This window comes from Burkholderia sp. MSMB1078WGS, assembly GCF_001528895.1.
Taxonomy (GTDB): domain Bacteria; phylum Pseudomonadota; class Gammaproteobacteria; order Burkholderiales; family Burkholderiaceae; genus Burkholderia.
Genome location: NZ_LPDI01000110.1, coordinates 74,991 through 100,690, shown reverse-complemented (window position 1 = coordinate 100,690; position 25,700 = coordinate 74,991). Strand labels below are relative to the sequence as shown.

23 protein-coding genes are annotated in these 25,700 nt (G+C 68.3%); 6 read left to right on the top strand and 17 right to left on the bottom strand.

The genetic code is table 11. The features are described from left to right. Nucleotides 1-20: 20 nt before the first annotated feature. Nucleotides 21-878: a sulfurtransferase gene (locus tag WT24_RS29710; RefSeq protein WP_059499194.1), complete on the bottom strand. Its 858-nt coding sequence runs from the start codon at nucleotides 876-878 to the stop codon at nucleotides 21-23. 216 nt (nucleotides 879-1,094) lie between these two features. On the opposite strand from WT24_RS29710, the gene dnaE reads away from it, so the two are divergent. From dnaE to WT24_RS29695, 3 genes are all read left to right on the top strand, one after another. Further along, on the top strand, nucleotides 1,095-4,628 hold the full coding sequence (dnaE, locus tag WT24_RS29705) for a DNA polymerase III subunit alpha (protein ID WP_060036787.1): 3,534 nt from the start codon (nucleotides 1,095-1,097) through the stop codon (nucleotides 4,626-4,628). 309 nt (nucleotides 4,629-4,937) lie between these two features. Continuing rightward, nucleotides 4,938-6,026: a glycosyltransferase family 9 protein gene (locus WT24_RS29700; RefSeq protein ID WP_060036785.1), complete on the top strand. Its 1,089-nt coding sequence runs from the start codon at nucleotides 4,938-4,940 to the stop codon at nucleotides 6,024-6,026. 150 nt (nucleotides 6,027-6,176) lie between these two features. Next, complete coding sequence (locus tag WT24_RS29695; protein WP_060036783.1) at nucleotides 6,177-7,355, top strand: glycosyltransferase family 9 protein; 1,179 nt, start codon at nucleotides 6,177-6,179, stop codon at nucleotides 7,353-7,355. Nucleotides 7,356-7,494: 139 nt separating this feature from the next. On the opposite strand, the gene WT24_RS29690 is transcribed toward WT24_RS29695, so the two are convergent. The 3 genes from WT24_RS29690 to WT24_RS29680 form a co-directional block, all read right to left on the bottom strand. Continuing rightward, a complete protein-coding gene (locus tag WT24_RS29690) occupies nucleotides 7,495-8,775 on the bottom strand; it encodes an O-antigen ligase (RefSeq protein WP_060036781.1) in 1,281 nt (426 codons plus the stop codon). Nucleotides 8,776-8,912: 137 nt separating this feature from the next. After that, nucleotides 8,913-9,755, bottom strand: a complete 843-nt coding sequence (locus WT24_RS29685; protein WP_060036779.1) for a glycosyltransferase family 2 protein — start codon at nucleotides 9,753-9,755, stop codon at nucleotides 8,913-8,915. A gap of 119 nt (nucleotides 9,756-9,874) precedes the next feature. Continuing rightward, nucleotides 9,875-10,627, bottom strand: coding sequence for a glycosyltransferase family 2 protein (locus WT24_RS29680; RefSeq protein WP_059499200.1), 753 nt, complete (start codon nucleotides 10,625-10,627; stop codon nucleotides 9,875-9,877). Nucleotides 10,628-10,852: 225 nt separating this feature from the next. Here WT24_RS29680 and msbA point away from each other — a divergent pair, with 225 nt between their 5' ends. After that, nucleotides 10,853-12,604: a lipid A export permease/ATP-binding protein MsbA gene (gene msbA, locus WT24_RS29675; protein ID WP_059791322.1), complete on the top strand. Its 1,752-nt coding sequence runs from the start codon at nucleotides 10,853-10,855 to the stop codon at nucleotides 12,602-12,604. A gap of 93 nt (nucleotides 12,605-12,697) precedes the next feature. Further along, entirely contained in the window at nucleotides 12,698-13,081 is a 384-nt protein-coding gene (locus WT24_RS29670) for an RcnB family protein (RefSeq protein WP_059499202.1), read from the top strand. A 108-nt stretch (nucleotides 13,082-13,189) separates the two neighbouring features. Here WT24_RS29670 and WT24_RS29665 read toward each other — a convergent pair whose 3' ends face one another. The 13 genes from WT24_RS29665 to upp all read right to left on the bottom strand — a co-directional run bounded on the left by WT24_RS29665 (nucleotide 13,190) and on the right by upp (nucleotide 24,708). Continuing rightward, nucleotides 13,190-13,756 carry an aromatic acid exporter family protein gene (locus WT24_RS29665; protein ID WP_060036777.1) on the bottom strand — a complete coding sequence of 189 codons (567 nt, stop codon included), beginning with the start codon at nucleotides 13,754-13,756 and terminating at the stop codon, nucleotides 13,190-13,192. Between the two features lie 41 nt (nucleotides 13,757-13,797). Then, the gene (locus tag WT24_RS29660; RefSeq protein WP_059499204.1) at nucleotides 13,798-15,057 is read right to left on the bottom strand and encodes an MFS transporter; all 1,260 of its coding nucleotides are present in this window, start codon (nucleotides 15,055-15,057) and stop codon (nucleotides 13,798-13,800) included. Further along, a complete protein-coding gene (locus WT24_RS29655) occupies nucleotides 15,054-16,019 on the bottom strand; it encodes a PRC-barrel domain-containing protein (RefSeq protein WP_059499205.1) in 966 nt (321 codons plus the stop codon). The genes WT24_RS29660 and WT24_RS29655 overlap by 4 nt, the downstream gene beginning before the upstream one ends. 388 nt (nucleotides 16,020-16,407) lie before the next feature. After that, entirely contained in the window at nucleotides 16,408-16,743 is a 336-nt protein-coding gene (locus tag WT24_RS29650; RefSeq protein ID WP_034208010.1) for a YggL family protein, read from the bottom strand. A 124-nt stretch (nucleotides 16,744-16,867) separates the two neighbouring features. After that, a complete protein-coding gene (rng, locus tag WT24_RS29645; RefSeq protein WP_059499206.1) occupies nucleotides 16,868-18,337 on the bottom strand; it encodes a ribonuclease G in 1,470 nt (489 codons plus the stop codon). An 8-nt stretch (nucleotides 18,338-18,345) separates the two neighbouring features. Continuing rightward, nucleotides 18,346-18,978 carry a nucleoside triphosphate pyrophosphatase gene (locus WT24_RS29640; RefSeq protein ID WP_060036775.1) on the bottom strand — a complete coding sequence of 211 codons (633 nt, stop codon included), beginning with the start codon at nucleotides 18,976-18,978 and terminating at the stop codon, nucleotides 18,346-18,348. A 51-nt stretch (nucleotides 18,979-19,029) separates the two neighbouring features. After that, nucleotides 19,030-19,500: a 23S rRNA (pseudouridine(1915)-N(3))-methyltransferase RlmH gene (gene rlmH, locus WT24_RS29635; RefSeq protein WP_034208007.1), complete on the bottom strand. Its 471-nt coding sequence runs from the start codon at nucleotides 19,498-19,500 to the stop codon at nucleotides 19,030-19,032. A gap of 18 nt (nucleotides 19,501-19,518) precedes the next feature. Continuing rightward, nucleotides 19,519-19,962, bottom strand: a complete 444-nt coding sequence (gene rsfS, locus WT24_RS29630) for a ribosome silencing factor (RefSeq protein ID WP_059791316.1) — start codon at nucleotides 19,960-19,962, stop codon at nucleotides 19,519-19,521. Between the two features lie 4 nt (nucleotides 19,963-19,966). Beyond that, on the bottom strand, nucleotides 19,967-20,710 hold the full coding sequence (locus WT24_RS29625; protein WP_059499208.1) for a nicotinate-nucleotide adenylyltransferase: 744 nt from the start codon (nucleotides 20,708-20,710) through the stop codon (nucleotides 19,967-19,969). Then, nucleotides 20,707-21,630, bottom strand: a complete 924-nt coding sequence (gene hemF / locus WT24_RS29620) for an oxygen-dependent coproporphyrinogen oxidase (protein WP_059499209.1) — start codon at nucleotides 21,628-21,630, stop codon at nucleotides 20,707-20,709. Before hemF ends, WT24_RS29625 begins: the two co-directional genes overlap by 4 nt. Nucleotides 21,631-21,748: 118 nt before the next feature. Then, a complete protein-coding gene (gene purD / locus WT24_RS29615; RefSeq protein ID WP_059781304.1) occupies nucleotides 21,749-23,029 on the bottom strand; it encodes a phosphoribosylamine--glycine ligase in 1,281 nt (426 codons plus the stop codon). Nucleotides 23,030-23,131: 102 nt separating this feature from the next. Next, on the bottom strand, nucleotides 23,132-23,860 hold the full coding sequence (locus tag WT24_RS29610) for a YebC/PmpR family DNA-binding transcriptional regulator (RefSeq protein ID WP_059499211.1): 729 nt from the start codon (nucleotides 23,858-23,860) through the stop codon (nucleotides 23,132-23,134). A gap of 197 nt (nucleotides 23,861-24,057) precedes the next feature. Then, nucleotides 24,058-24,708, bottom strand: a complete 651-nt coding sequence (gene upp, locus WT24_RS29605) for a uracil phosphoribosyltransferase (protein WP_006481871.1) — start codon at nucleotides 24,706-24,708, stop codon at nucleotides 24,058-24,060. 209 nt (nucleotides 24,709-24,917) lie between these two features. Between upp and WT24_RS29600 the strand changes: the two genes are divergently transcribed. Next, complete coding sequence (locus WT24_RS29600; RefSeq protein ID WP_059499212.1) at nucleotides 24,918-25,697, top strand: SDR family oxidoreductase; 780 nt, start codon at nucleotides 24,918-24,920, stop codon at nucleotides 25,695-25,697. Nucleotides 25,698-25,700 lie beyond the last annotated feature (3 nt).

Here is a 25,700-nt window from a genome sequence, read left to right as displayed (position 1 = left end):
GGGCGCGGTGCGACGCGCGGTTACGCGGCGGCGCTGGCGGCCTGCGCGCAGGCCGGGCACGACTTGCCGGGCACGTAGCTCGGCGATTGTTGCGCTTGCGGTGTGACGACCGCGCGGCACGCGAAGCACGTGACATTCTCGGTGGGCTGGAGCTGCGGGTTCAGCGCGGTGCGGTAGTCGAACACGAAGCAGTCGCCGTGATAGTGCGCGCCGCCGACTTCCTCGAAGTACTTCAGGATCCCGCCTTCGAGCTGGTACACGTTCTCGATGCCGATTTCCTTCATGTGGATCGCGGCCTTCTCGCAGCGGATGCCGCCGGTGCAGAACGACACGACCGTCTTGCCCTCGAGGTCGGCGCGATGCGCGTCGATCACTTCCGGGAATTCGCTGAACTTGTCGATCCGGTAGTCGAGCGCGTTGTCGAACGTGCCGACGTCGACTTCGAACGCGTTGCGCGTGTCGAGCATCACGACCGGGCGGCCCGTATCGTCGTGACCGCGGTCGAGCCACGTCTTCAGCGTGCGGGCGTCGACGAACGGCGCACGGCCGAGTTCCGGCTTGATCGCCGGCTTCTTCATCGTGATGATCTCGCGCTTCAGGCGCACGAGCATGCGGCGGAACGGCTGCGAGTCGGACAGGCTTTCCTTGAACTGCAGCGTCGCGAACTTGCCTTCGAACAGCGGATCGTGGCGGATGTATGCGATGAACGCGTCGGTGGCTTCGCGCGTGCCGGCGATGAACAGGTTGATGCCTTCCGGCGCAAGCAGGATCGTGCCGCGCAGGCCGAGTTCGTTGCAGCGGGCGGTGACGAGCGGGCGCCATTGCTCGTTCGCGTCGAGCGAGACGAAGTGGTAGGCGGCGAGGTTGACGATGGTCATGATGGTCCGACGGGAAAACGGCCGCACGGCGGCCCGCAAAAAAGGGTGCGAAGCCGGGGCGTTGATTCGAAAAACCGTATTATCCCGCAAACGGCGCGGGCATCGGTACCCGGCCGACCGGCCAACCGCGCGACGCGTCGCCGCGTGCATCGGCCGAACGGCCAAAGCGGGCATTTTTTGGGCAGCCTGCGCGGCGAGGCGGCTACAATAGCGCCCATGTCAGATCCTCGCTTCGTCCATCTTCGCGTTCACTCCGAGTTCTCGATCGCCGACGGCATCGTGCGCATTGACGACATCGTCAAGGCAGCCGCCGCGGACGGTCAGGGTGCGCTCGCGCTCACCGATCTCGGCAACGCATTCGGTCTCGTCCGTTTCTACCAGGAAGCCCGCGGCAAGGGCATCAAGCCGATCGCCGGCTGCGACGTCTGGATTGCCAATCCCGACGACCGCGACAAGCCGTCGCGGTTGCTGCTGCTGGTCAAGGACAAGGTCGGTTACCTGAATCTCTGCGAGCTGCTGTCGAAGGCGTGGCTCACGAACCAGTACCGCGGCCGAGCGGAGCTCGACGCGAGCTGGCTCGACGGCGAGCGCGCGCAGGGGCTGCTCGCGCTGTCGGGCGCGCAACAGGGCGATATCGGGCTCGCGCTGGCCGCGGGCAACGAAGACGCCGCGCGCCGCCACGCCGAGCGCTGGGCGCGGGTGTTCCCGGGCGGCTTCTACATCGAACTGCAGCGTTACGGCCAGCCGGGCGCCGAGGCGTACATCCAGCAGGCCGCGACGCTCGCCGCGTCGCTGAAGCTGCCGGTCGTCGCGACGCACCCGACGCAGTTCATGACCGACGACGATTTCACCGCGCACGAGGCGCGCGTGTGCATCTCGGAAGGCGACATCCTCGCGAACCCGCGGCGCCAGAAGCGTTTCACGACCGACCAGTATTTCCGCACGCAGGACGACATGGTCGCGCTGTTCGCCGACCTGCCGTCGGCGATCGCGAACACGGTCGAGATCGCGAAGCGCTGCAACCTGAAGCTTGAACTCGGCAAGCCGAAACTGCCGCTGTTTCCGACGCCGGACGGCATGTCGCTCGACGACTACCTGGTCCAGTTGTCGAAGGAAGGGCTCGAGACCCGTCTCGCGCAGTTGTATCCGGTCGAAGCCGAGCGCGACGCGCAGCGCGACACGTACTACAAGCGCCTCGAATTCGAGTGCGGGACCATCACGAAGATGGGCTTCCCCGGCTACTTCCTGATCGTCGCGGACTTCATCAACTGGGCGAAGAACAACGGCGTGCCGGTCGGCCCGGGCCGTGGCTCGGGCGCCGGCTCGCTGGTCGCGTACGCGCTCGGCATTACCGACCTCGATCCGCTGCGCTACAACCTGCTGTTCGAGCGCTTCCTGAACCCGGAACGCGTGTCGATGCCCGACTTCGACATCGACTTCTGCCAGCACGGCCGCGATCGCGTGATCCAGTACGTGAAGGAGAAATACGGCGCGGACGCCGTGTCGCAGATCGCCACCTTCGGCACGATGGCCGCGAAGGCGGCCGTGCGCGACATCGGCCGCGTGCTCGACCTCGGCTACATGTTCACCGACGGCGTCGCGAAGCTGATCCCGTTCAAGCCCGGCAAGCACGTGACGATTGCCGACGCGATGAAGGAAGAGCCGCAACTGCAGGAGCGCTACGACAACGAGGACGAAGTCCATCAGCTGCTCGACCTCGCACAGCGCGTCGAGGGCCTCACGCGCAACGTCGGGATGCACGCGGGCGGCGTGCTGATCGCGCCCGGCAAGCTGACCGATTTCTGCCCGCTGTACACGCAGGGCGACGACGGCGGCGTGGTCAGCCAGTACGACAAGGACGACGTCGAAGCCGTCGGCCTCGTGAAGTTCGACTTTCTGGGTCTCACGACGTTGACGATCCTCGACTGGGCCGAGCGCTACATCCGCCGCCTCGATCCGTCGAAGGCCGACTGGTCACTCGCGCAGGTGCCGCTCGACGATCCGGCCTCGTTCCAGATCCTGAAGAAGGCCAACACGGTCGCGGTGTTCCAGCTGGAAAGCCGCGGGATGCAGGGCATGCTGAAGGATGCGCAGCCCGACCGCTTCGAGGACATCATCGCGCTCGTGTCGCTGTACCGTCCGGGCCCGATGGACCTGATCCCGAGCTTCTGCGCACGCAAGCACGGGCGCGAGAAGGTCGACTATCCGGATCCGCGCGTCGAACCCGTCCTGAAAGAGACCTACGGCATCATGGTCTATCAGGAGCAGGTGATGCAGATGGCGCAGATCATCGGCGGCTACTCGCTCGGCGGTGCGGACTTGCTGCGTCGCGCGATGGGCAAGAAGAAGCCCGAGGAGATGGCCAAGCACCGCGAGATCTTCGCCGAGGGTGCGGCGAAGAACGGCCTCACGCGCGAGAAGTCCGACGAGATCTTCGACTTGATGGAGAAGTTCGCGGGCTACGGCTTCAACAAGTCGCACGCGGCCGCGTATGCGCTGCTCGCGTATTACACCGCGTGGCTGAAGGCGCACCATCCGGCCGAATTCATGGCGGCCAACATGACGCTCGCGATGGACGACACCGACAAGGTGAAGATCCTGTTCGACGACTGCGTCCTGAACAACCTTACCGTGCTGCCGCCGGACATCAACCAGTCGCATTACCGGTTCGAGCCGGTCGCGGAAGCCGACGGCAAGCGCTCGCGCACGATCCGCTACGGTCTCGGCGCGGTAAAGGGCAGCGGCCAGAACGCGATCGAGGAAATCCTACGTGCGCGCGAGGAAAAGGCGTTCACCGACCTGTTCGACTTCTGCGAGCGGATCGACCGGCGCGTCGTCAACCGCCGCACGGTCGAGGCGCTGATTCGCGCCGGCGCGTTCGATTCGCTGAACCCGAACCGTGCGCAGTTGATCGCGTCGGTGCCGCTCGCGATGGAAGCGGCCGAGCAGGCCGAAGCGAATGCGATGCAGGCCGGCCTGTTCGACATGGGCGCCGAGTCGCCGCATGCGCATGCGCTCGTCGACGAACCCGCGTGGGACGACAAGCGTCGCCTGCAGGAAGAAAAGGCCGCGCTCGGTTTCTACCTGTCCGGCCACCTGTTCGACGCGTATCGCGACGAAGTGCGCCGCTTCGTGCGGCAGAAGGTCGGCGACCTGAAGGAAGGGCGCGACAAGCTCGTCGCCGGCATCATCGCGTCGCTTCGCACGCAGATGACCCAGCGCGGCAAGATGCTGATCGCGTTGCTCGACGACGGCACGGGCCAGTGCGAGATCACGATCTTCAACGAACAGTTCGAGGCGAACAAGGCGCTGTTCAAGGAGGACGAGCTGCTGATCGTGCAGGGGCAGGCGCGCAACGACGCGTTCACCGGCGGCATTCGCTTCACGGCCGATACCGTGATGGATCTCGAACGCGCGCGCAGCCGCTATGCGCAGGCCGTGCGGCTGACGATGAACGGCAACGCCGACGCGCTCGCGCTGCGCCGCGTGCTCGAGCCGCACGTGTCGAAGGACGATCCGGCCGCGGCGAACGGGCTCGAAGCGCCCGCGCCGCGCGGCGGCGGCCGCGATGGCGGTCGGCGTCCGCAGCCGCCGCTGCCGAACGGGCTCGCAGTCCAGATCCACTACAGCAACGCGCGCGCGCAAGGCGAGATGCGCCTGGGCGACGCGTGGCGCGTGAAGCCGAGCGACGTGCTGCTGGCGGAGCTGCGTGCGGCGTTCGACGGCAGCGTCGTCGAAATCACGTACTGACCGCGCCCGCTTCGGCTCGCGTATAGGCGGCCCGTCGCATCGCCATCGTGCGGTGCGGCGGGCCGTTTTTACGTGCGAGGTAATCGGAGTCTTGGGCTGGCCATCCGGACGCTATACAATCCCGCGCTGACCGTCCGAACGCCGCGCCTGCCGCGGGTTCGCACGGCGAGTGGCGCCGCGCCGGTGGCGCGCGAATAAACAGGGGCGGGTCCATACGGGGTGCGGCAACGCGCGGCAGTGTAGCCTCCGAACGGGATGCCGTGGAACGGCCCGTCGCGACGATAAAAAACGGATTGTCACCACATGACTATGGCCGATGGGAACCCGACGCAGCGGATCCTCGTGATCCGGATTGATTTTCTGGGCGACATGCTGTGCACGACGGCGTTTCTCCGCGCGCTGAAGGCGCGTTGGCCGAGCGCGGAGCTGCATGTGGTCGCGAACCGCTACAACGCGGCCGCGCTGGCCGGAAACCCGAACGTGCACACGGTCCATACCTACGTGTACAGCCGTCAGTGCGAGCGCAACGACCGTCCCGGGCGGATGCGCGCCTTCTTCGATCGGTTGCGACTCGTACGCCGTTTGCGCCGTTTGCGGTTCGACCTCGTGATCGTGCCGAACGGTGGCATGCATCGCAGCAGCATGCAGTTCGCGCGCCAGCTTCGCGCGAAGGATTGCCGCTGGCACGATGCCAGGACCGAATTCGACGATCGCAAGCCCGAGCATGTCGCGAAGCGGCCGATGTGCCATGAAGCGTTGTCGGGCTTCCGGCTCGTGCCCGAACTCGGCTGCGCCGATCTCGACCGTCTCGAGCTGTCGGTGCATCCCGATCGCACGCTGCAGGAGGCGTGGCATCGCCTGCTCGGCGCGCGGACGAAGCCGCGCGTCGGGCTGTTCGTGTCGAACAAGGCGGTCGAGCGCCGCTGGCCCGCCGACCGCTGGCGCGACCTCGGCGAGCGGCTCGCACCGGTCGCCGACGTGATCGTGTTTCGCGATCCGGCCATCGGCCCGGCTGTCGAAGACGAGGTATGGCGCGACGTGAATGCACGGCATGTCGCGCCTGCGTCGATCGCCGAACTGGTGGCGGCCGCGAGCCTGCTCGATATGATCGTCTCGGCCGACAGCGCACCTGTCCACCTTGCGTCGGCGCTCGGCGTACCGGTGGCCGCACTGTTCGAGGACCGTCCCGAGAAATACCTGCGCTGGCATCCGCTGGGCGTGCCGCACGTGATTCTGCGCGCGGGCCCGACCGTCGATGCGATCGGCGTCGATGCGGTCGAGCGCGCGGTGCACCACCTGCTGCCGCAGGCCGGCCATCGCGACGACGCTGCGGCCGACGCGGCGCTTGAGCAGCCGGCCGCCGCCACGGCGGCCGCGATCGTCACGACCGCTTCGTAGCGCCGGGGGCGCATCGCGGCCGCGTACCGCACGACGCCCCCGCTGGCGGGGCCGCATCGCGGCTGCCGGCGCGGCCGGTGCGCGATGCCGCGCCGGCTGCTGCAAAATCCTGTACATTGCCAGCCTTGTTCAGCCAGCCAGACGATCGCCGTGGCCCTGTTTTCTTCCGCCCGTCCGCCCAGAACCATCCTCGTTGCCGCGCCGCGCCGTATCGGCGACGTGCTGCTGACGACGCCGCTCGTCCGATCGCTGAAGGCTCGCTGGCCGGACGCGCAGATCGACATGCTGGTGTTTCGCGGCACCGAGGGCGTGCTCGAGCACAATCCGGACGTGCGGCGCGTGATCGTGGTCGCGCAGCGCGCGGGGTTTGGCGAGCGGCTGCGCGACGCGCTGTCGATGTGGCGCCGCTACGATCTCGCGTGCGCGGCGTTGAGTTCCGACCGGCCGCGTTTCTATAGCTGGTTCGCCGGCCGCAAGCGGGTCGGTCTCGTCGACCCGAACCGCGTCACGTGGCTCACGCGGATGATGCTGAACGGGATCGCGATCAATCACCACGAATCCGCGCATACGGTCGTCAGTACGCTCGCACTCGCGCCGGTGATCGGCATCGAGCCGGTGTCCGAGGTCGTCGCACCCGGCATCGGCGACGATCCCGCGCGGCGCGCGCGGTTCGACGCGTGGCTCGCCGAGTCGCCCGCGATCCGCGTCGGCAAGCCGCTGGTCGTGCTGCATCCGTATCCGATGTTCCGTTACAAGCAATGGCGGCTCGACGGCTGGGTCGAAATGATCGGCTGGCTGCGCGAGCAGGGCTTCGCGGTCGCGTTGTCGGGGGGGCCGGCCGACCGCGAGCGCGAGTATGCGGAGCAGATCGCGAACGAGGCGGGCGGCGACCTGCTGAACCTGGTCGGGCGCCTGACATTCGGCGAGAGCGCGGAGCTCGTGCGGCGCGCACGGCTCTTCATCGGGCCCGACACCGGCGCGACGCACGTCGCGGCCGCGACCGGCACCGACACGATTGCACTGTTCGGGCCGTCCGATCCCGTGCGCTGGGGGCCGTGGCCGCAGCACTGGCCCGCGACCGAGAATCCGTGGTCGCTGCGCGGCTCGGGTCGGCACGGGAACGTGTGGCTGCTGCAAGGGGACGGCGATTGCGTGCCGTGCCGGCACGAAGGCTGCGAGCGTCATGTCGACAGCCGCAGCGACTGCCTCGTCCATCTTGGGGCGCAGCGCGTGAAGGCCGCGGCTGCCGAGATGCTCGGGCTGAATCCGCCGGGCCCGGCCGACGTCGTCGTCGACACGTCGCGACTGCGCCGCGCCGGATCCGACTGACGCACGGCAAACGCGCGTTTTTCTTCGTTGGCAGGGGGCTTCGTTTCGCGGAGAACCACGCGGCTCGCCCGCATCGACCGGGGATGTCCGCTGCCGCCGAACCGGTCGGCGTGGGCAGCGGAACGTATGCAGGCGTGCGTTACACGCTGCGGCGGATCGCCGACGTTTCGCGCGGCAGCGCTTCGCTACGCTCGCCGCAACCGAGCAGGATGCCGGCCAGCAGCACGATCAGGTGCCCTTCGGCGAAATCCAGCAACAGCGAATTCGCGAGACTGCCGATCGCGAAGATCGTGAGCCACGCGAGCAGCAGGTGTCGCGAGCGCGGATCGAGCGCACGGCTGCCGCGCGCGATCTGCACGATCAGGTTGATGAACAGCAGCACGCCGAGCGAGCCGAGCTGCACGGCCATCAGCAGGTATTCGTTGTGCGGGTTCGACGTGAGCTGACCTTCGGCCGCCGTCTTGCCGGCCGTGAGCTTCTCGAATTCGGATTCGAGGCCGCCTGCGCCGTAGCCGAGCACCGGGCGCTGGCGATACAGCTCGAATCCCTTCTTGTACCACTCGAGGCGCAGCCCGGTCGACGTGGCCGCGTCGCTCTGTCGGTATTGCTGCACTTCCGTCACGACCTTCGTCAGCCGGCCGTTGTGAACCGTGCAGGCGGCGACCACGAGCGCGGCGCCCGCGAGGACGAGCATGCCGGCGGCGAGCCCTGCGCGCAACGCAGACTGCCGGCGCAGCAACAGCACGAAACGCACGGCGACGACGAGGATCAGCAACAGCGCGATAACCTGCCCCGTGCGTCCTTGCAGCATCACGAATACGTTGACGAGCGACCACGCAGCGATGCCCGCATACGCGGCGCGGGACAGCATCGTGCGGGCTGCCAGCGCGAGATCGGCTGCCTGGTAGAAGAGCAACGCTCCGAACATGCCGGCGGCGATATGGTTCTTGAACACCCACGCGCGCGACAGCGGCAACTGGGTCGCATGCGCCGGCCCGATCGCGGTCAGCCCGAGGTAGTTGGTCGTCGACAGCAGCAGGATCACGCACAGCGTGGCGAACCAGCAGCGCCGCACGATCGGCGCCCAGTTCGAATGACGGAACGCGAGCACGGCGAACGGCAGCAGCAGCAGCTTGTCGTACTTCGCGACCCAGTTCCACGCCTTGTTATGCGGCGCGACCGTATAAGCGACGCTCACGGCCAGCGCGGCCAGGATCAGCAGCGCTGCCAGCGAAGCCGGGTCGGCGACGAACGAGCGCAGGTTGCGCCAGAATTCGGGGGAGATCACGAGCGCGACCGCGAACAGCCCGCAGAACACGTTGGTCAGCGCGGTCGAGACGGGCACCATGCAGAGCGCGGCGACGGCGAATGCACGGGCGGCGGTCAGGCGCCGCGTGGCGGGAGTGGAAAACGAAAGCATCGGAACCTGGCGTATGGACGAATGCGGCGCGCGAACGGCGTGCACCGCGCCGCGTCGCGCCCCCGGCGAGAGACCCGGGACGAACGGCGCAGTATACGCGAAGCAGGACAGGTTTCCGTACGGTTTTTGGGGCTCGATCAGCTGAACGCGCGCTTGATCCGCGAGCGCAGCAGCGCACGCTTCAGGCGGCCTTCCACGGCCGGCGTATCGAGCGCGATTCGGGTGCCGACCGGCTCGCCGCGATGCAGGTAATAGCGATCGAACGTCGCCTGGGTCATGCCCCATTTGTTCAGGAACTGACGGCGGCCGTCGTTCTTGACGATCTTGCCGGTGCTCTTCTGCTGGAAGTGATACACGAGGCTGTCGCCGACGCCGATGAAGATCCGGCAGCCGGCGTCCCAGAATTTCATCGAGAAGTCGTTGTCGCTGCTCATGCCCGGCGACAGCTCGCTGCTGTAGCCGCCGATGCGGTTCCACCAGTCGCGGTGGACGAGCGTCGGCGGCCAGGTCGAGCCGAGCCAGTCCGCGCGCGCCAGCTTCGGCGTCGCGGCGACGAGGCCGGCCGCATCGAATTGCTCGGCGTCGCGGCCGAAATCGCTGACGACCACGCACGGGTTGCGCGTGTCGACCGGCTCGATCATCGTGCCGGACAGCATGAACAAGTCGGTCGGCATCCGTTCGATGCGGCGCACGAGCGCCGTGTCCCAGCCCGGGCAGCAGAACATGTCGTCGTTCATGTAGACGACGTAGTCGCGCACGGCGCGCGCGGCGGCCAGGTTGACCGCATGGCAGATGCCGATGTTGGTCGGCGACGCGGTGTGTTCGATCCCTTCGTTGCGCACCCAGTCGAGCGTGCCGTCCGAGCCGTCGTTCACGTGCACGACGATCTGGTGGTCGTACGCGGAATGCCGGCGCAGGCTATCGACGACGAGCTTGAGGTACGGCAGGTTGTTCCAGGTCGGGATGATGATGGAGAACATGGCGGTCGGATTCGGTGGTCGTCGTGGCGGGCGGCGCGCGGCGCAGCCGTTCGGGCGGGCACGCGCGGTGCGCGCAACCCGGCATTGTAACGCCGGGCCAGCCGCGCGCCGGCGCTCGCCTAGCGGGCCGGTTCGTGGCCGAGCTTCAGGAAGCGGTAATACACGGTTTCCGCGTTGAACACGGCGATCATGAAGCCCGCGCGGCCGTCGAGGAACCCGCGCCGCAGCACGTAGGTGCGCACGAACGCCCAGGCGCCGCGGCCGAGCGCCTTGCCGAAGCCGCCGCGCTGGCCGGCCGCGCGGCGCTGACGCGCGCCGGCCGTCGAATACGCGTCGAGCTTGCGCACGACCGTTTCGAAATCCTCGTACGAGTAGTGCATCAGCTTGCCGGGCAGGCGCTGCGCGGCGGTCTCGAACACGAGGCGTTCGTGCACGAGATCGTCCGAGAACCGCGCGGCGCCGCGCCTGAACAGCCGCGGCACCCAGTCCGGATACCAGCCGCTGTGATGGATCCACTGGCCGCAGAAGCTCGACAGCCGGTCGAGCGCATAGACCTGCGCGGCCGGCGCGCGGATCGCGTCGCGAATCGATTGCGCGAGTTCCGGCGTGACGACTTCGTCGGTATCGAGCGACAGGATCCAGTCGGTACCGAGCGCGTCGAGCGCGCGGTTCTTCTGCGGGCCGAAACCCGGCCAGTCGCGCTCGACGATCACGCGCGCGCCGTGCGCCTGCGCGATCGCGACGGTATCGTCGGTGCTGCCGCCGTCGACGACGACGATCTCGTCGGCGAACGACAGCGCATCGAGACACTGGGCGAGCCGCGCGGATGCGTTGAGGGCGATGAGGGCGACGCCGAGGGAGGGTTCAGCCATGAAATCGTCGGAAAGGCGGAGAAAACGGTGAGCGGCAGTATACCTTCGGGCCGGCCGCGGGCAGCATCGGCGACGGCCGTGCCGGCGAGGGCGGTGCAGCTATAATGTTGAGCCCTTTTCGGCACCCGCCCGACCAGGGCGCACACCCGGGCGGCCGCGCGCCGGGCGCCGCATCGCGGCTCAAGAAGGATTGCCTTGGAAACCCAGAATACTCTTCGCAAACCGATGGACGGCAGCGGCACTTCGCCGGTGACGGTCCTCAAGCGCCTGTGGCCGTACATCCGGCCGCTCATCGGCATCGTCGTGCTCGCCGTGGTGACGATGGGCGTCGTCGCAGCCACCGAAGCCGGTATCCCGGCGCTGCTCAAGCCGCTCCTCGACCACGGCTTCGGCTCGCACGGCAGCGACCGCGCGAAATGGTACGTGCCGATCGCGGTGATCGGCCTCGCGCTCGTGCGCGGCGTATCGCAGTACGCATCGAATTACCTGCTCAACTACGTATCGAACCGCATCCTGCTGCAGCTGCGGCTCGAGATGTTCCGGCGGATGATCCATACCGGCGCGTCGTTCTTCCAGCGCGAAACCGCGAGCACGGTGATCAACGCGATCGTGTTCGAGGTCAACCAGATCCTGTCGGTGCTGACGGGCGTGATGGTCACGCTCGTGCGCGACTCGCTGACGGTGATCTTCCTGCTCGGCTACCTGTTCTACCTGAACTGGCGGCTCACGCTGATCGTCGCGGTGATCCTGCCGGGCATCGGCTGGCTCGTCAGCAAGATCAACCGCCGGCTGCGCCGCCTGAACCGCGAGCACCAGACGCTGACCAACGAACTGTCGTACATCGTCGAGGAGACGGTCGGCGGCTACAAGGTCGTCAAGGTGCACAACGGCGAAGCGTACGAGATGGACCGCTTCACGACGATGAGCAAGCGCCTGCGCGGCTACGCGATGCGCATGACGATCTCGGGCGGCCTCGCGCAACCGCTCACGCAGTTCCTTGCGTCGATCGCGCTCGCGGTCGTGATCACGATCGCGGTCGTGCAGTCGTCGAACGACCAGACGACGGTCGGCGGTTTCGTCGCGTTCGTCACGTCGATGCTGCTGGTGATCTCGCCGCTCAAGCACCTGATCGACGTCAACCAGCCGCTGCAGCGCGGGATGACGGCCGCCGAGCTGATCTTCGGGCTGATCGACGAGCCGGCCGAGCCGCAGGGCGGCGGCCGGCCGCTGCCGCACGCGCGCGGCGAGATCGAATTCCGCGCGGTGTCGTTCGACTACGGCGCGGCCGAACGGCCGACGCTCGAGCGCATCTCGTTCAAGGTCGCGCCGGGCGAAATGATCGCGCTGGCCGGCCCGTCCGGAAGCGGCAAGACGACGCTCGTGAACCTGCTGCCGCGCTTCTTCGACCCGACGGACGGCACGATCCTGGTCGACGGCGTGCCGGTGTCCGACTACGATCTCCACGCGCTGCGCAGCCAGATGGCGATGGTCAGCCAGGACGTCGTGCTGTTCAACGACACGATCGCCGCGAACGTCGCATACGGGCAGACACCCGACCGCGCGCGCGTGCAGGCCGCGCTCGAGGCCGCGAACCTCGCCGATGCGGTCGCCGCGATGCCCGACGGGCTCGATACGCTGGTCGGCGGCAACGGGATGCGCTTGTCCGGCGGCCAGCGCCAGCGGCTCGCGATTGCGCGCGCGATCTACAAGGACGCGCCGATCCTGATTCTCGACGAAGCGACGTCGGCGCTCGATTCGGAGTCGGAGCGCCACGTGCAGGCCGCGCTCGAGCGGCTGATGGAAGGCCGCACGACGCTGGTGATCGCGCACCGGCTGTCGACGATCGAGCGCGCGGACCGCATCCTCGTGCTCGAGGGCGGCAAGATCGTCGAAGAGGGTAGCCACGACGAGCTGCTGCGCCACGGCGGCCTCTACGCGCACCTGCACCGGATCCAGTACCAGCAGCAGGCGGCGTAACGCGCGGTGAGGCGGCCGCGATGCCGTGTGCTAGTCTTCGTCGGGCAGTCCCGGTCGTTTCTTGTTCGACGTGACACCACGGAGGGAAGGACAATGAAGAGGATGCACGGCATGATGCTGGCCGCACTGATCGCGGCAGGTTGCGCTGCTACCGCGGCAATGGCGCAGGACCACGACAATCGCGATGACCGTGGCGGCCACGGGATGCAGCACGGCCGTGGCCCGAAACACGTACCGCCCGGCCACGCGATGCATCGCGAAGACGACGTGCCGCCGCGCTGGGCCGACGGGCCGCGCCGCGACTGGCACAAGGGCGACCGGCTGCCGGCCGAGTTCCGTGATCGCCAGTATGTGGTCGACGACTGGCGCGGCTACCATCTGAGTGCGCCGCCGCGCGGCTACCATTGGGTCGGCGTCGGCGGCGACTACCTGCTCGTGCAGATCGGGTCGGGCATCGTGCTGCGGGTCGGTCCGTAACCCGGTCCGTACCCCAGTACCCGTTACGCAGCGGTTCGATACGCAGAGGTCAGTTACGAAGCGGTCCGATCGCTCATCCGGCTGCCGGGCGCGTTGCCCGGCGCCGCGTCACTTTGCCGCCGCGCGGCGGAACCAGCGCCGCTCGATTCTCGACATCAGCCCGCACACGCCCAGCGCGCACACCGTGCCGAGCGTCACTTCGCCGAGCCGGATCAGCGGAACGTCCCACAGCGGGCCGTTGCCCGGAAACAGCAGCACGATCGTCGCGGTCACGCCGCCGAGCCGTGCGGCGCTGCCGACGTTCAGGCACCAGCAGCAGACGATCGCGACCGCGACCGTGATCGCATACGCGACGAGGCGATCGCCGCCCAACGCCGCACCGGCGAAGCCGAGGATGCCGCCGACCATCGCGCCGATGAACTGGTCGCGCGACAGCGACATCGTGTCCGAGTAGTTGTGTTGTGTGACGGCGATCGCGGTGATCGCCGCCCACACGGCCTGCTCGGTATGCATCGCGCGGCCGATCGCATACGCGAGGCACGCGCCGCAGACGGCCTGCAGCGCCATCAGCGCGCCTTGCGCGAGCCGCTCGCCGAATGACAGCCCCTTGAACAGATCGAAGATCGACTGCTGGATCTGCTGGCGGGCTTCGTTGAGTGTCCTGATCGTATCCATCGTGCGTCGGCCAAGAAGCGGGTAGCGGCGGCGCTCCGCCGTCAATGCGCCTGTTCGGGCGAGGCGGCCGCCGGTTCGGCGGCCGTCGCGTCGCCGTTCTCGACGCGGGTTTCGGGCATCACGAGCCAGACCAGCAGCACCGCGAGCGCGCCGGCGGCCGCGAGCCCGAAGAAGCTGACCGCGTTGCCGAAGTGATCGGCGACGTAGCCGGCCACGGCCGTGCTGAGCGTCGCGCCAATCCCGGCCGCGAGCCCGAACAGCCCGATACAGAGGTTGTAGCGGCCTTTGCCGCCCGCGACGTCGGCCGCGATCAGCGGCAGCATCACGCCGAACACGGCCGCGCTGATGCCGTCGAGCATCTGCACCGGCACGAGCAGGTACGGGCTGCTGACGCCGGCGAACAGCAGCGCGCGCACCGGCAGCGCGGAGAAGCCGAGCAGCAGGATCGGCCGGCGCCCCCAGCGCTGCGCGGAGCGGCCGACCCACGGCGACAGCATCGCGACGATCGCCTGCGGCACGATGATGCACGCGGCGATCACGAGCTGCACGTTCTCGCCCATCCCGGCCGTGACTTCGCCGGCCGCGAGGTTCAGCATCGCGGCGTTCGACAGGTGGAACAGCACGACGCAGGCCGCGAAGATCAGCATCCGGCGGTCGCGCAGCAGTTCGAGCAGCGTTTCGCGTTCCTCGCCTTCGTCGGCGTCGTCGTGCTTCGACGATTGCGGAATCACCTCGTGCGTCGGCTGGATCATCGCGAGCGCGAACAGCGCGGGCAGCGCCAGCACGGCGGTCAGCCAGAACACCGCGCGCGCGGAGAAATATTCGCCGGTCAGCCCCATCAGGCCCGCCGCGACCGCACTGCCGATCGACGCCCAGCGCGCGTTGCGGCCGAGCCGGTCGCCGAGATCGGCGCGGCCGACGAGCGAGAACGAGATCGCGGCCATTGCCGGCACCAGCATGCAGCTCGCGAAGCCGTGGAACACCTCGGCGGCGATCACCGGCACGATCGTCGGGCTCGACGCGAGCAGGACCGCGGACAGGATGATGGCCGCGATCGCCCACGCGGCCGCGCCTTTCTTGTTCTTCAGCGCGTCGACGGCCGCGCCGCCCGGTACCTGGCTGACCATCGCGCTGATCGTGCCGATCGACAGCACCATGCCGATTTCGCCCTGCGTCCACTTGTGCGACGCGAGATAGGACGCGATGAACGGACCGAACCCGGTTTGAACGTTTGCAACGAAAAAGTTGAGCCAGTCGAGGGAGCGCAGACTGCGAGCGCTGACGGAATGCTTGATCGTCATCGGGTGGCACTCGCAGACGAAGCCGGCGCGGCCGGGGCGACAGGCGGGAAGACGGCGACGATCGGCTTGTCGGCCGCGTACGGCGGCGATGCCTTGATCTGGGCGTCGTTCAGGTCGAGCTGCGGGTGCAGCGCCTTGTCGCGCGTGACGAAGCGCAGCGCGCCCCAGCTCGCGGCGATCGAACGGCGGTCGGTATTGACGAGCCCGCCGAGGTCGAGCACGACGGCCTGGGGCTGGGCGCCGCGGTCGATCAGCACGTCGACGATGCGGCCGATCTTCGTGCCGTTCGGGCGTTCGACATCGCTGTCGAGCATCGGCAGTCGCGTCGCCGGCGACGCCGCGGCCGAGCCCGACAGCGGCGCCGCCTTCGGCCGCGCGGCCGGCGGCAGATCGCCCGACGGCACGTCGAGCACGATCGGCTCCTGTTTGCCGCCCGGCGTGAAGCGGAACACGTTCCACGGGAAGATGACCTTGCGGTCGCCGATCCCCATGAAGCCCTGCAGGTTGACGATCATCTCGCGCGGCTTGCCGCTCGCGTCGACCACCATGTCGACCGCGCGGCCGACCACCTTGCCGTTGCGGCGCGCGACCTCGCTGTCGAGCAGCGCATGGATCTGGGTGCGGTCGAGCGCGCGCGTCGCGACGAGCGGCGCGGGCGGCGGCGGGGGCGGGGTCGGCGATTCGGGGCGCTGCACGGGCTTCGGCCGCGTCACCTCGCGGTGCGGCTTCTTCGGCGCTTCCGGTTCCTCCGGTTGCGTCGGCGCAGGCACGGGCGGCATCGTCAGCGGCTCGCCGGCGGTCTCCTCGACGGGCTCGACGAGCGCCTCGCTGATCGGCGCGGGCGGATTCTGGACCGGCAGCAGCCCGCAGCCGGACAGCAACGCGGCGACGGCGAGAATCAGGAAGACCGTCGAGGACGGCAACGACTTGCGGGATGCGGGAAACGGGAGTCCGCCGCTCATTGACACTCACTCCATGGGTCGGGGGCGGCACGAGGGCACGCGGCTGGCGATGGATGGCGGGTGCGGGCGGCGCACCACGCGAGGTGAGAGTTTAACGTGTCTTGCTTTCAGGACCGATTTCGATGGCCGGTTGCAAGCGGATCGTGCGGAAAAGGAAGGGATCGGAGGCGGGTGGCGGTCCGGCTGCGGCGCGCGGGCCACGACGACGTGGGGCTGGCGCCGCCGCCATTGCCCTGGCTCAACGAGCCTGAGCCGCCATACGCGGACGGCAACATCGGCCCGGCGACGCGGGGGCCGTCACGATCGTTCGGAAGAAGCGGCGCCGGCCTGGCTCGCCGTGATTGGGGGCAGGCTCGGGCGCCGTTTGAAGCAGCGTGAAACCGGGCAATCAGGCGTCCGGATACCACGCGTCGGTGAATTCGCTGACCTTGACGTCGGTCAGCTCCGGACGGGCGGCCAGCCATCCGCGCACGAGTTCGCGGTCGGCGTCGGTCGTCGTGCCGCGCGGCGCGCCGGAGATCACGTACGCGCCGATGCCTTCATCCGCGGACGCGACGGTCAGCAGCCCGTTCGCTTCGACGAAGTCGATGAACGCATCGATCAACTGGCCGCGCTCGAGGTCGGTCATGTCGTTGCGGTAATGCGCGGTGGCGTTGAACGCGAGTTCCTGGAATTCGCCGATGTGGAGTTTCTTGCGCTGGCGGCGGTTGTGGCGTTGGCTCATGGTGTGGGGTGAATGCGAAAAGGATCGATGAAAGGGCGGCGGCGGTGCTGGCGCGGCATGCGCGAACGGCCCGGCCGCCGCATCGGGACGCCGCGCGGCGCTGCCGGCGGCGGATGGCGCAACGTTACATCAGCACGATGTCGTACTGCTCCTGGCTCAGGTTCGACTCGACCTGCAGCGACACCGGCTTGCCGATGAAGTCGATCAGCATCGCGAGATGCTGCGACTCCTCGTCGAGGAACAGGTCGATCACCTGCTGCGCGGCGATCACGCGAAACTCGCGCGGGTTGAACTGCCGCGATTCGCGCAGGATCTCGCGCAGGATGTCGTAGCACACGGTGCGCGACGTCTTCACCTGGCCCTTGCCCTGGCAGGTCGGGCACGGTTCGCACAGCACGTGCGCGAGCGACTCGCGCGTGCGCTTGCGCGTCATCTCGACGAGCCCGAGCTGCGAGAAGCCGTTGACCGTCACGCGCGTGCGGTCGCGCGACAGCGCCTTCTTCAGCTCGGACAGCACCGCGTCGCGATGCTCGGCGTTCTCCATGTCGATGAAGTCGATGATGATGATCCCGCCGAGGTTGCGCAGCCGCAACTGCCGCGCGATCGTGTGCGCGGCCTCGAGGTTGGTCTTGAAGATCGTGTCGTCGAAGTTGCGCGCGCCGACGTAGCCGCCGGTGTTCACGTCGATCGTCGTCATCGCCTCGGTCTGGTCGATCATCAGATAGCCGCCCGACTTCAGGTCGACGCGGCGCGACAGCGCGCGCTGGATCTCCGTCTCGATGTTGTACAGGTCGAACAGCGGCCGCTCGCCCGTGTAGTGATGCAGCTTCGGGCTCACGGCCGGCGTGAACTCGCCCGCGAATTCCGCGAGGCGCTGGTACGTCTCGCGCGAATCGACCTGGATGCGCGTCGTGTCGTCGTTCGCGAAATCGCGCAGCACGCGCTGCGCGAGATCGAGATCCTGGTACAGCAGGCTCGTCGCCGGCAGCCGCTGCGCTTGCGCGACGATCGTCGCCCAGGTCTTGCGCAGGTAGGCGACGTCGCCGGCCAGCTCGTCGGAGGTGGCGTCCTCGGCGATCGTTCGCACGATGTAGCCGCCTTTCTCGTCCGGCGGGATCACGGCCGTCAGGCGCGCGCGCACGGCCTCGCGCTCGGCCTCGCTCTCGATCTTCTGCGAGATGCCGATATGCGGCTCCTGCGGCAGGTAGACGAGCGTGCGGCCCGCGATGCTGACCTGCGTCGACAGCCGCGCGCCTTTCGTGCCGATCGGATCCTTGATCACCTGCACCATCAGCGTCTGCCCCTCGAACACGATCTTCTCGATCGGCTGGTGCGGCGCGCCCGACTGCGGTTCGCCCGCGAGGCGCGGATGCCAGATGTCGGCGACGTGCAGGAACGCCGCGCGCTCGAGGCCGATGTCGATGAACGCCGACTGCATGCCGGGCAGCACGCGCACGACCTTGCCGAGATAGATGTTGCCGACCCGCCCGCGCGACAGCGTGCGCTCGACGTGAAGCTCCTGCACCGCACCTTGCTGAACGAGTGCGACGCGCGTTTCCTGCGGCGTGAGGTTGATCAGGATTTCTTCGTTCATGGTGCGGTTCAGAAGGCGACGCGTGCGGTACGCAGCAGCGCGGCAGTCTCAAAAAGGGGCAGACCCATGATACCTGAATGGGATCCGTCGATTCGCTCGATGAATTCGGCCGCGCGGCCCTGGATCGCGTACGCGCCGGCCTTGCCGAACGGCTCGCCGGTTTCGACGTAGCGCGCGTACGCGTCGCGCGACGCGGCCGCGAAGCGCACCGACGAGCGCGACAGCGCGGGCGGCAGCAGTTCGCCGCCGGCGTCGATCACGGCGACGGCGGTCAGCACCGCGTGTTCGCGGCCGGCGAGGCGGGTGAGCATCGCGAGCGCATCGTCGGCGTCGGCCGGCTTGCCGAGGATGGCGCCGTCGATCGTCACCGTGGTATCGGCCACCAGCACCGGCGCGGCCGGCTTGCCGCTCGCGACGAGGCGCGCATGCGCGGCCTCGGCCTTCGCGACGGTCACGCGCCGCACGTATGCGTCGGCGGCTTCGCCGGGCAGTTCGGCCTCGAGCGCCTCGGCGTCCTCGTCGGGACGCGGCAGCAGCAACTCGAAACGAACGCCGATCTGCTGCAGCAGCTCCTGGCGGCGCGGGCTTTGCGAAGCGAGGTAAAGGATCGGGAAAAGCGCGGGGGACGTGCTGGACGGCATGGTGTCGTTATCTCGTTGAGCGCGCGCGGCGCGCGTCTCGAGGACGACGCGTCATGCGCGGTGGTAGGGGTGATTCTGCGTGATGCTCCACGCCCGGTAAAGCTGTTCGGCGAGCAGCACGCGCACCATTCCGTGCGGCAGCGTCATGCTCGAGATGCGCAGCAGCACGTCGGCGCGCGCTTTCAGGTCCGGATCGAGCCCGTCGGCGCCGCCGATCACGAACGCGACGTCGCGGCCGTCCTGCTGCCAGCCGGGCAGCGCCTGCGCGAGCTGCATCGTGGTCCAGTCGCGGCCGCGCTCGTCGAGCGCGACGATGCGCGCGCCCTTCGGCAGCGCGGCCTCGATCTTCTGCCGCTCGGCCGCCATCACGCTTTCGGCGCTGCGGCCGCCCGAACGCAGTTCAGGCTTGATTTCGCGCAACTCGATGCGCAGCTCGGGCGGCATCCGCTTCGTGTATTCGTCGAAGCCGGATGCGATCCAGCCCGGCATCTTGTGGCCGACCGCGAGGATGAAAAGCTTCATCGGGAAACGCGTGACGGCTTAGCGGCGCCGGGCGGCCGTCTTGCGCGCCGGGCGTGCGGGCGCTTCTTCCTCTTCGTCGTCGTCTTCGCTCGCCGTGGCGAAGCCGTTGCCCTTGCCGCCGCCGAGCTTCATCCGCACGGGCTTGTCGCCCCAGATTTCCTCGAGGTTGTAGTACTGGCGCAGCGCCGGTTGCAGGATGTGCACGACCGCGTCGCCGCAGTCGACCAGCACCCATTCGCCGGTGTCCTCGCCTTCGGAGCTGACGACGTCGCCGCCGGCTTCCTTGACCTTGTCGCGCACGTTCGACGCGAGGGCCTTGGTCTGGCGGTTGGAGGTGCCCGAGGCGACGACCACGCGGTCGAACAGTTCGGTCAGGTGGCTGGTGTTGAACACCTTGATGTCTTGCGCCTTGACGTCTTCGAGGGCGTCGACGATCACGCGCTGCAGTTTGCGAATATCCATGGATTCAGGAATGGTAGAGGCGATGTTGAAGAATATAGGCCCATACGGCGGCCGGCACATGTTCGGCCGACGCGTCGGGCATTTGCGCATGGCGTGCAATGCATTCGCGCAGGTGCGCGCGGATGTCGGTCGCGGCGATGTCGAACGAAAGGGTCGTATCGATCAGCAGGCGGCCCGCCGGCGTGGCCTTGAGCACGTCGGCGCCGGCCTGCCGCGCGGCGATTTCGCGCGCGACGTCCGGCGGCGCCGCGTCGAGCTCGAAGCCCGGGCGCGTCGACACGCCGATGTGCGCGTAGTCGAACAGCGTGCGCCAGTCGCGCCACGTATCGAGGCGCACGAGTTGGTCGGCGCCGATCAGCAGCGCCAGCGACGCATCCGGGCCGATCCGCTCGCGCCAGCGCGCGAGCGTCTCGACCGTGTAGGTCGGGCCGGCGTGCTCGATCTCATCGGTGGCGACGGTCACGGTCACGCCCGGCATCGACAGCGTGCCGGCGGCCGCGCGTGTCATCGCGAGCCGGTGCTCGGCGGCCGATACGTCGCGCTTCTGATACGGCTGCCCGGCGGGCAGCAACACGAGTTCGGTCAGGTCGAGCAGCCCGGCGAACCGGCGCGCGAGCGCGAGATGGCCGTCGTGGATCGGGTCGAAAGTACCGCCCAGCAAGCCGATACGACGCGGCAGCGGGGCGGGGCGGGCGGTGGTGTCCAGAAACGCGTCCTCTCGTTGGGGCAGCGGGGCGCGCGGGCTCAAACCCAGTCGCGCGGCACGAGGAAGTCGCTATACAGGCGCGCTTCCGGCGAACCCGGCTCGGGCTGCCAGTTGTAGCGCCAGTTCGCGACCGGCGGCATCGACATCAGGATCGACTCGGTCCGGCCGCCGCTTTGCAGGCCGAACAGCGTGCCGCGGTCGAACACGAGGTTGAATTCGACGTAGCGGCCGCGGCGGTATGCCTGGAAGTCGCGCTCGCGCTCGCCGTACGGCAGCCCGGCGCGGCGCTCGACGATCGGCAGATAAGCGTGCAGGAACGCATCGCCGACGCTTTGCATCATGTCAAACGAGCGTTCGAAACCGGGTTCCGAGAAATCGTCGAAGAAGATCCCGCCGATGCCGCGCATCTCGTTGCGGTGCTTCAGGAAGAAATATTCGTCGCACCATTGCTTGAAGCGCGGGTAGAGCTCGACGCCGAACGGGTCGAGCGCGTCCTTGCAGGTCTGGTGGAAATGCCGCGCGTCGTCCTCGAAACCGTAAACCGGTGTCAGATCCATGCCGCCGCCGAACCAGAACACGGGCGCCTCGCCCGGTTTCGTCGCGATCAGCATCCGCACGTTCATGTGCACGGTCGGGCAGTACGGATTGCGCGGGTGCAGCACGAGCGACACGCCGAGCGCCTCGAAGCCGCGGCCCGCGAGCTGCGGGCGCGCCGCGCTCGCCGACGGCGGCAGCGCGTCGCCCGCGACGTCGGAAAAGCCGATTCCCGCGCGTTCGAACACGCGGCCGCCTTCGAGAATCCGCGTGCAACCGCCGCCGCGCAGGCGTTCGGCCGGCCCGCGCTGCCACGTGTCGGTCGCGAGCGGCGTGCCGTCGAGCGCGCCGAGCGCGTCGGCGATACGTGTCTGCAGGCCCTGGAGGTACGTGCGCACACGCGCCACGTCGTAGGTCGAATCGGTCATGTCTGGACTGGCTGCCCCCGCGCTGAGCGAGGGCCGTAAAAAAAGCGTCTGCCGGGCATTCTATCGAACCCCGGCAGACGGGCCGCCGCCGCGAGGGCGCGGGGCGGCGATGGCGACGTCACGCGCTCTTGCGGTTGAGCGCGCGAAAGCCGATGTCGCGGCGGTACTGCATGCCTTCGAAATTGATCTGGTTGATCGTGTCGTACGCATGCTGCTGCGCTTCGCGCACCGAATCGGCGAGGCCGACCACGCACAGCACGCGGCCGCCGGACGTCACGAGCTTGTCGCCGTCGGCGAGCGTCGTGCCTGCATGGAACGTCACCGCTTGTTCGGTCTCGGCCGGGATCCCGTTGATGCGGTCGCCCTTGCGCGGCGCGTCCGGGTAACCGTGCGCGGCCAACACGACGCCGAGCGCGGTGCGGCGATCCCAGTCGAGCTCGACCGTGTCGAGCGTGCCCGCGATCGCCTGTTCGACGACCTTCGAGAAATCGCTCTTCAGGCGCGCCATGATCGGCTGCGTTTCCGGATCGCCCATCCGGCAGTTGAACTCGAGGGTGCGCGGATTGCCGTCCTTGTCGATCATCAGGCCCGCGTACAGGAAGCCGGTGAAGCGGATGCCGTCCTTCTCCATCCCGCGCACGGTCGGCATGATGATTTCGCGCATCACGCGTGCGTGCATCTGCGGCGTGACGATCGGCGCGGGCGAATACGCGCCCATGCCGCCGGTGTTCGGGCCGCGATCCTCGTCGAGCAGGCGCTTGTGGTCCTGGCTGGATGCCAGCGCCAGCGCGTGCTTGCCGTCGACCATCACGATAAAGCTCGCTTCCTCGCCGTCGAGGAATTCCTCGATCACGACGCGCGCGCCGGCGTCTCCCAGCTTGTTGCCCGACAGCATCATGTCGACGGCGGCGTGCGCCTCTTCGAGCGTCATCGCGACGACGACGCCCTTGCCGGCCGCGAGGCCGTCGGCCTTCACGACGATCGGCGCACCCTTCGCGTCGATGTACGCGTGGGCAGCCGCCGCGTCGGCGAAGGTTTCGTAATCGGCGGTCGGGATGCCGTGGCGCTTCATGAACGCCTTCGCGAAATCCTTCGAGCTTTCGAGCTGCGCGGCTTCGCGGGTCGGGCCGAATACCTTCAGGCCGCGTGCGCGGAACAGGTTGACGATGCCGGCCGCGAGCGGGGCTTCCGGCCCGACGAGCGTGAATGCGACACCTTCGCGTTCCGCGAAATCGGCGAGTTCGTCGAGCGACGTGATATCGACGTTCTTCAGACGCTCGTCCTGCGCCGTGCCGCCATTGCCGGGCGCGACGTAGACCATCTGGACGCGCGGCGACTGCGCGAGCTTCCACGCCAGCGCATGTTCGCGGCCGCCGGAACCGACGACGAGTAGTTTCATGGGATTCCCCGCAGACTAGAAAACAGGGCGGCCGGCACGCTCAGGCGCGCCGGCCGCGGAATCGGTCGGGCCGCCGCCGCGACAGGTGCGGCGGCCGGCATTTCATTCCTCGACGATGACGGCGTTCGTATACACGTCCTGCACGTCGTCGAGGTTCTCGAGCGCGTCCAGGAGCTTTTGCATCTTTACCGCATCGTCGCCGGCGAATTCGACTTCGTTCTGCGGCTTCATCGTCACTTCGGCGAGTTCGGCCTTGAAGCCTGCGGCTTCGAGCGCATCCTTCACCGCCGAGAACGCCTGCCAGTCGCACAGCACTTCGATCGAGCCGTCGTCGTTCGTGTTCACGTCGTTCGCGCCGGCTTCGAGCGCGGCTTCCATCAGCGCGTCTTCCGACGTGCCGGGCGCGAACAGGAACTGGCCGACGTGATCGAACATGAACGCGACCGAGCCGTCGGTGCCCATGTTGCCGCCGAACTTCGAGAACGCGTGACGGACTTCCGCAACCGTGCGGGTGCGATTGTCGGTCAGCGTGTCGACGATGATCGCCGCGCCGCTGATGCCGTAGCCTTCGTAACGGATCTCTTCGTAGTTCGCGCCGTCCGCGCCGCCGACGCCGCGGTCGATCGCGCGCTTGACGTTGTCCTTCGGCATGTTCGCGTCGGCTGCCTTGTCGACCGCGAGACGCAGGCGCGGGTTCGAGTTGACGTCGCCGCCGCCGAGGCGCGCCGCGACCTGGATTTCCTTGATCAGGCGGGTCCAGATCTTGCCGCGCTTCGCGTCGGCCGCAGCTTTCTTATGCTTGATGTTGGCCCATTTCGAATGACCAGCCATACCTTTCTCCGTGCCCGGGCGCGCAGCGCGGGCGATTGTTGCAATGTGTCGTTGAATCGGCGGCCGTGTCGGCGGGCATGAAGCCGCGGGGCCGCGCGTGTCGAGTGGATCGTGATTTTATCACGCGGCGACCGCCGGTTCGGGGCCGCCGCGCATGGCCGAACGACCAGGGCGGCCGTTGCGGCCGCTCGTTTCGGTCAGTTCTTGGTGCCGAACAGGCGGTCGCCGGCGTCGCCCAGGCCCGGCACGATGTACGCGTGCTCGTTCAGGTGCGAATCGAGCGACGCGACGAACAGCTTCACGTCGGGGTGCGCGTCCTGGAACACCTGCACGCCCTCGGGCGCGGCGACCAGCGCGACGAACATGATGTTCGCGGCCGGCACGTTGCGGCGCTTGAGCACGTCGACCGCGTGCACGGCCGAATAGCCGGTCGCGACCATCGGGTCGCACAGGATGAAGATGCGGTCTTCCAGATCCGGCAGGCGCACCAGGTATTCGACCGGACGGTGGTCGTCGGCGCGGTACACGCCGATGTGGCCGACGCGTGCGGACGGCACCAGATCGAGCAGGCCGTCCGACATCCCGATGCCCGCGCGCAGTACGGGCACGATCGCGAGCTTCTTGCCCGCGATCACCGGCGCGTCGACCGCCACCAGCGGGGTTTCGACCCGCTTGGTCGTGATCGGCAGGTTGCGGGTGATCTCGTAGCCCATCAGCAGCGTGATCTCGCGCAGCAACTCGCGAAACGTGCGCGTGGACGTGTCCTTGTCGCGCATGTGCGTGAGCTTGTGCTGGATCAGCGGGTGATCGGTGATGAAGAGGTTCGGGAAACGGCTGTCCTGTTTCATGACGGGGTGCCTTGGCGGCGAAAGGGGATCGGGGGCGGCGGCGGGCACGGGCCGGCCGTCGCCGATGGCCGCAATTTTACCAAGGCGCGCCGCGCGATCCGGATATTATCGACGTCTCACGACAATCCGCGTGCCGCGCACGCCCGTTCGCCTGCCCGCCGGCGGCAACGCGGGGCCGCGCCGGCACGCGCACCACCAGGGAAGCGACGATGGATCTCGGCATCGAAGGAAAGACCGCGCTCGTGTGCGCGGCCAGCAAGGGCCTCGGGCGCGGCTGCGCGGAAGCGCTGGCCGCGGAGGGCGTGAACCTCGTGATCGTCGCGCGCACGCGCGACACGCTGGAGGAAACCGCGGAAGAGATCCGCGCCGGCGCGAACGTGTCGGTTACGGCGGTCGCCTGCGACATCACGACGCCGGACGGCCGCGCGGCCGCGCTCGCCGCGTGCCCGCAGCCGGACATTCTCGTGACGAATGCCGGCGGCCCGCCGCCCGGCGATTTCCGCGATTTCTCCCACGACGACTGGATCCGTGCGCTCGAGTCGAACATGCTGACGCCGATCGAGCTGATCCGGGCGACCGTCGACGGGATGATCGGCCGCGGTTTCGGCCGGATCGTCAACATCACGAGTTCGGCCGTGAAGGCGCCAATCGACGTGCTGGCGCTGTCGAACGGCGCGCGCTCGGGGCTGACCGGCTTCGTCGCGGGGCTGTCACGCAAGGTCGCGGGGCAGGGCGTGACGATCAACAACCTGCTGCCGGGGCTGTTCGACACCGACCGGATCGCGACGACGCTCGCCGCATCGGCGAAGGCGCAGGGCGTGACGGTCGACGAGATGCGTGCGCGGCGCACGAAGGACATCCCGGCCGGGCGCCTCGGCACGCGCGCCGAATTCGGCGCGGCCTGCGCGTTCCTGTGCAGCGTGCACGCCGGCTACATCACCGGGCAGAACTGGCTGCTCGACGGCGGCGCGTATCCGGGCACGTTCTGATCC

Excerpts from the sequence above, each read along its gene's own strand:
- WT24_RS29650 (WP_034208010.1), bottom strand. The coding sequence starts at position 16,743 with ATGAGCCAACGCCACAACCGCCGCCAGCGCAAGAAACTCCACATCGGC.
- WT24_RS29665 (WP_060036777.1), bottom strand. The coding sequence starts at position 13,756 with ATGGATACGATCAGGACACTCAACGAAGCCCGCCAGCAGATCCAGCAG.
- WT24_RS29640 (WP_060036775.1), bottom strand. The coding sequence starts at position 18,978 with ATGCCGTCCAGCACGTCCCCCGCGCTTTTCCCGATCCTTTACCTCGCT.
- upp (WP_006481871.1), bottom strand. The coding sequence starts at position 24,708 with ATGAAACAGGACAGCCGTTTCCCGAACCTCTTCATCACCGATCACCCG.
- WT24_RS29680 (WP_059499200.1), bottom strand. The coding sequence starts at position 10,627 with ATGGCTGAACCCTCCCTCGGCGTCGCCCTCATCGCCCTCAACGCATCC.
- WT24_RS29655 (WP_059499205.1), bottom strand. The coding sequence starts at position 16,019 with ATGAGCGGCGGACTCCCGTTTCCCGCATCCCGCAAGTCGTTGCCGTCC.
- rng (WP_059499206.1), bottom strand. The coding sequence starts at position 18,337 with ATGAACGAAGAAATCCTGATCAACCTCACGCCGCAGGAAACGCGCGTC.
- WT24_RS29600 (WP_059499212.1), top strand. The coding sequence starts at position 24,918 with ATGGATCTCGGCATCGAAGGAAAGACCGCGCTCGTGTGCGCGGCCAGC.
- WT24_RS29710 (WP_059499194.1), bottom strand. The coding sequence starts at position 878 with ATGACCATCGTCAACCTCGCCGCCTACCACTTCGTCTCGCTCGACGCG.
- purD (WP_059781304.1), bottom strand. The coding sequence starts at position 23,029 with ATGAAACTACTCGTCGTCGGTTCCGGCGGCCGCGAACATGCGCTGGCG.
- WT24_RS29685 (WP_060036779.1), bottom strand. The coding sequence starts at position 9,755 with ATGTTCTCCATCATCATCCCGACCTGGAACAACCTGCCGTACCTCAAG.
- WT24_RS29670 (WP_059499202.1), top strand. The coding sequence starts at position 12,698 with ATGAAGAGGATGCACGGCATGATGCTGGCCGCACTGATCGCGGCAGGT.
- rlmH (WP_034208007.1), bottom strand. The coding sequence starts at position 19,500 with ATGAAGCTTTTCATCCTCGCGGTCGGCCACAAGATGCCGGGCTGGATC.
- msbA (WP_059791322.1), top strand. The coding sequence starts at position 10,853 with ATGGACGGCAGCGGCACTTCGCCGGTGACGGTCCTCAAGCGCCTGTGG.
- dnaE (WP_060036787.1), top strand. The coding sequence starts at position 1,095 with ATGTCAGATCCTCGCTTCGTCCATCTTCGCGTTCACTCCGAGTTCTCG.
- hemF (WP_059499209.1), bottom strand. The coding sequence starts at position 21,630 with ATGACCGATTCGACCTACGACGTGGCGCGTGTGCGCACGTACCTCCAG.
- rsfS (WP_059791316.1), bottom strand. The coding sequence starts at position 19,962 with ATGGATATTCGCAAACTGCAGCGCGTGATCGTCGACGCCCTCGAAGAC.
- WT24_RS29610 (WP_059499211.1), bottom strand. The coding sequence starts at position 23,860 with ATGGCTGGTCATTCGAAATGGGCCAACATCAAGCATAAGAAAGCTGCG.
- WT24_RS29660 (WP_059499204.1), bottom strand. The coding sequence starts at position 15,057 with ATGACGATCAAGCATTCCGTCAGCGCTCGCAGTCTGCGCTCCCTCGAC.
- WT24_RS29700 (WP_060036785.1), top strand. The coding sequence starts at position 4,938 with ATGGCCGATGGGAACCCGACGCAGCGGATCCTCGTGATCCGGATTGAT.
- WT24_RS29690 (WP_060036781.1), bottom strand. The coding sequence starts at position 8,775 with ATGCTTTCGTTTTCCACTCCCGCCACGCGGCGCCTGACCGCCGCCCGT.